A 6,336-nucleotide genomic window follows, 5' to 3' on the forward strand; every position below is an offset into this window, starting at 1 on the left:
GGTCCGGCGAACGCTCAGGCAGCGGGCACGCCGGCTGACCCGCCGATCAGTCCGGGCCGGTTTTCGGACGCCCCCGACAGCAGCCGGCGCACCTCGGCGGCGGCGGTGCGGCCGGCCCGGTTCGCGCCGATGGTGCTCGCCGAGGGGCCGTAGCCGACGAGCTGCAGCCGGGGCTCGCGCACCGCCCGGGTGCCGTCGACCTTGACCCCGCCGCCGGGCTCGCGCAGCCGCAGCGGGGCGAGGTGGTCGAGCGCCGAGCGGAACCCGGTCGCCCACACGATCACGTCCGCCTCGTGGTGCCGCCCGCCGGCCCAGGCGACCCCGCCGGCGGTGATCCGCTCGAACATCGACACCCGCTCCAGCACGCCCTTGGCCAGCGCGTCGCGGACGACGGCGGTGTGGCCGAGCCCGGTGACGCTGACGACGCTGCGCGGCGGCAGCCCGGCCCGCACCCGCTCCTCGACCAGCGCGACGGCCTCCCGGCGGGCCTGCTCGCCGAACTCGCCGTCGCGGAAGTCGGGCTCGCTGCGGGTGACCCACAGCGTGCTCGCGGCCACCCCGGCCAGCTCCGACAGCACGTGCGCCGCCGAGTGCCCGCCGCCGACCACGACGACGCGCCGCCCGGCGAACTCCGCCGGCCCCCGGTAGGAGGCGTAGTGGAGCTGCCGGCCGCCGAACGCGCGGGCGCCCGGGTAGTAGGGCCAGTACGGGCGCGTCCAGGTGCCGGTGGCGTTGACCACCGCCCGGGCCGCCCACTCCCCCGCGCCGGACACGACGGTGAGCCGGTCGCCCGGCAGCACGGCGGTCACCCGGACCGGCCGCAGCACGCGCAGCCCGGCGCTCGCCTCGTAGCCGGCGTAGTAGGCGGGCACCACCTCGGCGGCGGGCCGCGCGCCGTCGACGTCGGGCTCGCGGCGCACGCCCGGCAGGTCGAAGATGCCGTGCACCTTGTCCATGGTCAGCGTCGGCGACCGGTGCCGCCACGCGCCGCCAGGACCGTCGGCCGCGTCGAGCACCAGCGGCTCGAAGCCGAACCTGCGCAGGAAGTACGCGCTGGACAGGCCCGCCTGCCCGGCGCCGATGACCACGACGTCGATCTCCTCCATGTCCTGTCCCAACCACGCGGGCGCCCGCCGTCTTCCTTGACAACCCCGCACGTTATGAACGATCGTTCATGAACGCACGTTCACAGGGAGGCGCGATGATCGTCAACGAGCACCAGTCCGAGGCGTGGAATGGCTACGAGGGCGCCCACTGGGCCGGCCACCCCGACCGCTACGACGCCGTCAACAGCGGCTTCAACGACCACCTGCTCCGCCACGTCGCCGACGGCGACCGGGTGCTCGACGTCGGCTGCGGCACCGGCCAGATCAGCCGCCTGGCCGCGCGCCGCGCCCGCCACGTCACCGGCGTCGACCTGTCGGCCCCCATGCTGGAGACCGCCCGCAGGCTGGCCGCCGCCGAGGGGCTCGGCAACGTCGCGTTCGAGCGGGGCGACGCGCAGGTCCACCCGATCGAGCCGGGCGCGTACGACGTGGCGACGAGCCGGTTCGGGATCATGTTCTTCGCCGATCCGGTGGCCGCGTTCGCCAACATCGGACGGGCGCTGCGGCCCGGCGGGCGGGTGGCGTTCCTGGGCCTGCGCGACCCGGGCGACCTCGGCACGGTGCTCGCCGCCGTGGCCGCCCACCTGCCGGAGGCGCCGCCGTCGCCCGACGGCACCTCGCCGCTCTCGCTCGCCGACCCCGGCCGCGCCGCCGAGGTGTTCACCGCCGCCGGCTTCACCGGCGTCCGGGCCGAGGCGGTCGAGGCCGAGCAGGTGCTGGGCCGCGACGCGCGTGACGCCGCCGACTTCCTGGCCGCAGGCGGCCCGCTCCGCCACCACCTCCGGCACTCCGACGCCGGCTCCGCCCGCCGCGCCCTCGCCGCCCTGGAGCCCGCGCTGCGCCCCTTCGAACGCGACGGCGCCGTACGGCTGCGCGTCACCGCCACCCTGATCACCGCCACCCAGGACACCGCGACCCTGGACACCGCCACCCTGGACACCGCCACCCGTCCCGCGGGCGGCCGCCCGTGAGCCCGCGCAAGGCGGGGGCGGTGGGCGGGGACGTGACGCTGCCCGAGCACCTGGTCGCCGCCGCCGGACGCCTGATCGCCCGCCAGGGCGCGGCCGGGCTCACCGTACGGGCCGTCGCCCGCGAGGCCGGGGTGGCCGACGGCGTCCTGTACAACCACTTCGCCGACAAGGACGAACTGCTCGCCCAGGCCCTGCACGCGCACGTCCGCACGGTCGCCCGCGCCCTCCCCCCGCTGCCGGAGCCCGGGACGGGCGACCTGGAGGCCAACCTGCTCGCGTACGTGTCCTACGGCGTGGAGTTCCACCGGGCGATCCTCCCCGCGTTCGCCGGCCTGCCGGCCCAGCCGGGCATCCTGACCCGGTTCGCCGCCCTCGGCGGCGGCCCGGACCTCAAGGAGACGCTGGCCGGCTACCTGCGCGAGGAGCTGGCCCTGGGCCGCCTCTCCCCGTCGGCGGACCCGGACGCCGCCGCCACCATGATCGTCGGCGCCTGCCACGAGCTGGTCCTCCCCCACCTGTTCGCCGGCGCCCCGGCGGCCGCCGTCGACGTCCCGCCCGGCTTCGCCGCCCGGCTCGTCGCCACCTGCCTCCACGGCATCGGGCCGCACGGTCCGTGACCTATCGTGAGCGAGGAGTGCCGGGGCGTGTCCGGCGATGATTTCGGCCGCGCCCGCGGGTCCATCTCACGACAGGACGGCCGACCCACCGGGAGAACACGTCATGGGCCTCATCCACATCGAGCTGTTCACGACCCTCGACCTCGTCGGGCAGGCGCCCGGCGGCCCCGAGGAGGACCCGCTGGGGTTCTCGTTCGGCGGCTGGCAGGCGCCCCTGCTGGACGAGGTGGCCGGGGCGCAGGTCGCCGCCGCGTACGAGGGGACCGACGCGCTGCTGCTCGGGCGGCGGACGTACGACATCTTCGCCGCCTTCTGGCCGCACCAGGAGGGCGGCGAGGACCACGAGTTCGCGGTGCTGTTCAACCGCGTCCCCAAGTACGTGGCCTCGCGCGGCCGTCCGGACCTGTCGTGGGCCGGTTCGACTCAGCTCGGGCCGGACCTGGCCGGGGCGGTGCGGGAGATCCGGGAGCGGCACGAGCACGTCAAGGTGGTCGGCAGCCTCAATTTGGTGCAGACGCTGCTGCGGGAGAAGCTGTTCGACCGGCTCGACCTGTGGGTGCACCCGATCGTGCTCGGCAGCGGGAAGAAGGTGTTCGACGGCGGCGCGGTGCCGACGAACCTCACGCTGCTCGAACCGCCGGCGGCGAGCCCGAAGGGCACGGTCCTGCTGCGTTACGGGCTGGCCGAGGGCACACCCGCGACGGGCGACATGAGCGCGCCCGGCCGCGAGGGCTGAGAGGCGGCCGTCCGGGGGCGGCCGGGAGTGGCCCGATTGCGGACGAGTCCGTCCGGGCCTCTGTTGGACAGCCCTGACCTGCGGGTTCGCTGGTTCTCGGCAGCGGCGACAGGCGCCGCTCCCCGACAGGGATGAGGAACAGCGATGAACGACATCCGCACGGTCAAGGGTCTCTTCGCGGCGGCGGTGCTCGCCTGCGGCGTGGTCGCCCTGGCTCCGTCGGCCCACGCCGACCACCAGTCCTGCAGCAACCGGAGCGACGTCCCCGGGGTGTGCCTGAAGGTCGTCAACGAGGGCACCCGCGTCACGTACGCCGAGGCGTACCACGACGGCCGCACCGGGGCCTGGGAGGGCCACATCGACCTGCACCGCGAGGGCAGGGCGACGATCCAGCGGGGTGACTCCCGGCCGCCGCAGGCGGCGATCTGGAGCGGCGTCGACGACTACGCGCCCGGCATGCGGATCTGCGCGCAGGGCTGGGAGAAGGTCGGCGCGGGCTGGCGGGCGAAGGGCCGGACCTGCTTCACGCTCTGAGCGTGAAGCGCGGACGCCGGGCGGGCAGCCGGGGGCGCCTGTCCGGCGTCCGCGCGTGGTTTGCTCCATGCCTCCCGTGGCAGGGGGACGAAAGGCATGAAAGGGGGCTAAACCATGACGAAGCCACAGCAGCAGGAGCTCCGCAGGTCCGGAAAGGGCGCCACGGACGACAGCTCCGCGCAGGCCATCCCCGAGAAGCGGCGCGGCACCCGGGGAACCGCCCAGCCGCACGGGACGGACAAGGGCAAGAAGGGCGGCGGCAAGGGCGGCGGCGTGCCTCCCGAGCAGCGGCCGCCGCATCCGGCCTGACCGGCTCCTGGGAGGACCGCCATGCGCGACAACGGGCTGACGTTCATCGGGAACGCCACCATGCTCATCCGGTACAACGGGTTCACGCTGCTCACCGATCCGAACTTCCTGCACCGGGGGCAGGCGGCCTACCTCGGGTACGGGCTCGCGTCGCGGCGCAGGACGGACCCGGCGCTGGAGATCGAGGACCTGCCGACGCTGGACGCCGTGGTGCTGTCGCACCTGCACGGCGACCACTTCGACCGGGTCGCCCGGCGCGGCCTCGACCGCGACACGCCGATCGTCACCACCGGCCAGGCCGCGCGCCGGCTGCGGCGGCGCGGGTTCCGGCAGGCGACCGGGCTGGACACCTGGGGGCAGTACGAGCTGCGCGGCGCCGGGGGGACGCTGACGATCACCGCCACGCCGGGACGGCACGCGCCGGGGCCCGCGCAGTCGCTGCTGCCGCCGGTCATGGGCAGCGTGCTGGAGTTCTGCGACCGGGACGGGCTGATGGACCTGCGCATGCACATCAGCGGCGACACGCTGATGGACCGGCGGCTGGAGTCGATCCCGATCCGGTTCCCCGACATCGACGTGGGCGTCGTGCACCTGGGCGGCACCAGGCTGCTCGGGCTGATGACGGTGACGATGGACGGGGAGCAGGGCGCGAGCTGGGTGGACCTCATGGATCCGGACACGGTGGTGCCGGTGCACTTCGACGACTACACGGTCTTCAAGTCGCCGCTGTCGGACTTCCGCGACCACGTCGAGCAGGCCGGGCTCGGCGACCGGGTCGCCTACCTGCGGCGGGGGCAGACGCTGGAGCTGTCGGGGCGGCGCGCCCGCCAGCACCCCGGCGAATAGCACCCGGCGAGCAGGGCCGACGAGCAGGGCCGGCGAGTAGGCCCGTCAGGCGGGCGTGGCGCCGATCCTGCCGGCCAGGTCGGCGGGGAGCGGGTACGGGCGCTCGGCGGGCAGCCGGGCGGAGATGTCCTGGCCGGCACGCAGGGCCGCGCGCAGGTCGTGGACCCGGGCGGTGATGTCGGTGATCGACAGCGTCCACTCGTCGGCGTAGCGGGCGACGGCCTCGCCGGACAGCCCGATCTGGATCGAGCGGTACGGCAGCGCGTTGTGGTGCGGGTCGCGTTCCGGGTCCCACTGGACGCGCACGGGGCTGCGCCGCAGCCGCTCCGGCCAGTCGCCGCGCCCGTCGTCATGGCTCAGGCAGGAGTGCGCGAGCGCCCAGGCGAGGCCGTCGCGGGCCACCTCGATCGCCAGCACGCGGGTCTGGCCGGGCTTGGCGGCCCAGCCGCAGCGGTACATCATCCACAGGAACGACGGCTTGATCCAGGTCATCCGCTCCCGCTTGAACGGCGGGACGAACCGCTGGGCCGTGATGGCGGGAGCGGCGACGGCCGGGTCGTAGGCCTGGTAGACGGTGACGGACTCCTCGGTGTGGGCGGCGCGGATCTGCCGGTAGGGGACGTTCATGCCGATCAGCGTGGCGAACCGGGGCGGCCGGCGGCAACGGGATTACCGGATGGCCCCGAACGCCACGGCGGTGGTCGAGGCGATCACGGTGGTGAGCACGACCATGAGGAGCACGGTGCCGAGGGGGTTCTCGCGCCGGGGCGGGGGCGCCGGGCGCGCCGCCCTGGCCCGCAGCTCCGACGCGCTGGGCGTCGGGGTCGGCGTGGGCGTGGGGGTCGCGGTGGGCGACGGGGCGGCGGCCGCGCGGGTGGCGGCGGGGGCCGGGACCCGCAGGGTGGCCCGGGGGCGGGCGGTGGCGCGGGCGCGCGGCGAGCGGCACGCGCCCACGTGCACGCTGGAGCCGGGCACGTCCACGCAGACCGCGTCGTCGTAGACCGAGACGCCCGGCACGGAGACACGCGGCCTGGGCGTGGCCTTGCGGGTGCGCGGCGTGCTGCGGATGGTGACGCCGGGCACGTCCCCCTGCCGGGAGGGCGCCGCGCGCGGCACCGTGCGCGGCGGAGTGCGGGCCGCCTTGCGTGGCGCCTTGACCAGCCGGTCCACGTCCACGGGCAGCTCGCCGGGCGGGGACCCGCGCCGCGCGCCTCCTC

The 6,336-nt window shown here is 75.6% G+C and carries 9 protein-coding genes; 6 read left to right on the forward strand and 3 right to left on the reverse strand.

The genetic code is table 11. The annotated features are described in order from the left end of the window. Nucleotides 1-14: 14 nt before the first annotated feature. On the reverse strand, nucleotides 15-1,106 hold the full coding sequence (locus ACBI99_RS41650) for an FAD-dependent oxidoreductase (RefSeq protein WP_375074984.1): 1,092 nt from the start codon (nucleotides 1,104-1,106) through the stop codon (nucleotides 15-17). A gap of 68 nt (nucleotides 1,107-1,174) precedes the next feature. Between ACBI99_RS41650 and ACBI99_RS41655 the strand changes: the two genes are divergently transcribed. The 6 genes from ACBI99_RS41655 (at nucleotide 1,175) to ACBI99_RS41680 (ending at nucleotide 5,119) form a co-directional block, all read left to right on the forward strand. Then, nucleotides 1,175-2,077: a class I SAM-dependent methyltransferase gene (locus ACBI99_RS41655; RefSeq protein ID WP_375074985.1), complete on the forward strand. Its 903-nt coding sequence runs from the start codon at nucleotides 1,175-1,177 to the stop codon at nucleotides 2,075-2,077. After that, nucleotides 2,074-2,694 (forward strand): TetR/AcrR family transcriptional regulator, encoded by a 621-nt coding sequence (locus ACBI99_RS41660; protein WP_375074986.1) that lies wholly within the window; start codon nucleotides 2,074-2,076, stop codon nucleotides 2,692-2,694. Before ACBI99_RS41655 ends, ACBI99_RS41660 begins: the two co-directional genes overlap by 4 nt. Nucleotides 2,695-2,797: 103 nt before the next feature. Continuing rightward, on the forward strand, nucleotides 2,798-3,430 hold the full coding sequence (locus tag ACBI99_RS41665) for a dihydrofolate reductase family protein (RefSeq protein ID WP_219519879.1): 633 nt from the start codon (nucleotides 2,798-2,800) through the stop codon (nucleotides 3,428-3,430). Nucleotides 3,431-3,574: 144 nt separating this feature from the next. Then, nucleotides 3,575-3,964, forward strand: coding sequence for a hypothetical protein (locus ACBI99_RS41670; RefSeq protein ID WP_219519876.1), 390 nt, complete (start codon nucleotides 3,575-3,577; stop codon nucleotides 3,962-3,964). Between the two features lie 114 nt (nucleotides 3,965-4,078). Continuing rightward, on the forward strand, nucleotides 4,079-4,273 hold the full coding sequence (locus ACBI99_RS41675; RefSeq protein WP_219519873.1) for a hypothetical protein: 195 nt from the start codon (nucleotides 4,079-4,081) through the stop codon (nucleotides 4,271-4,273). 21 nt (nucleotides 4,274-4,294) lie between these two features. Next, nucleotides 4,295-5,119 carry an MBL fold metallo-hydrolase gene (locus tag ACBI99_RS41680; RefSeq protein ID WP_357588385.1) on the forward strand — a complete coding sequence of 275 codons (825 nt, stop codon included), beginning with the start codon at nucleotides 4,295-4,297 and terminating at the stop codon, nucleotides 5,117-5,119. A gap of 45 nt (nucleotides 5,120-5,164) precedes the next feature. Here ACBI99_RS41680 and ACBI99_RS41685 read toward each other — a convergent pair whose 3' ends face one another. Both ACBI99_RS41685 and ACBI99_RS41690 read right to left on the reverse strand, forming a co-directional pair. Continuing rightward, nucleotides 5,165-5,746, reverse strand: a complete 582-nt coding sequence (locus tag ACBI99_RS41685) for a DUF4291 domain-containing protein (protein WP_375074987.1) — start codon at nucleotides 5,744-5,746, stop codon at nucleotides 5,165-5,167. 42 nt (nucleotides 5,747-5,788) lie between these two features. Continuing rightward, on the reverse strand, nucleotides 5,789-6,336 hold a 548-nt coding region (locus ACBI99_RS41690; RefSeq protein WP_375074988.1), incomplete at its 5' end, for a hypothetical protein.

It is taken from the genome of Nonomuraea sp. ATR24 (genome assembly GCF_041950485.1).
Lineage (GTDB): Bacteria > Actinomycetota > Actinomycetes > Streptosporangiales > Streptosporangiaceae > Nonomuraea > Nonomuraea ceibae.

Coding starts and splice junctions, on each gene's coding strand:
- ACBI99_RS41650 (WP_375074984.1), bottom strand. CDS start 1,106: ATGGAGGAGATCGACGTCGTGGTCATCGGCGCCGGGCAGGCGGGCCTG.
- ACBI99_RS41655 (WP_375074985.1), top strand. CDS start 1,175: ATGAACGCACGTTCACAGGGAGGCGCGATGATCGTCAACGAGCACCAG.
- ACBI99_RS41665 (WP_219519879.1), top strand. CDS start 2,798: ATGGGCCTCATCCACATCGAGCTGTTCACGACCCTCGACCTCGTCGGG.
- ACBI99_RS41670 (WP_219519876.1), top strand. CDS start 3,575: ATGAACGACATCCGCACGGTCAAGGGTCTCTTCGCGGCGGCGGTGCTC.
- ACBI99_RS41675 (WP_219519873.1), top strand. CDS start 4,079: ATGACGAAGCCACAGCAGCAGGAGCTCCGCAGGTCCGGAAAGGGCGCC.
- ACBI99_RS41680 (WP_357588385.1), top strand. CDS start 4,295: ATGCGCGACAACGGGCTGACGTTCATCGGGAACGCCACCATGCTCATC.
- ACBI99_RS41685 (WP_375074987.1), bottom strand. CDS start 5,746: ATGAACGTCCCCTACCGGCAGATCCGCGCCGCCCACACCGAGGAGTCC.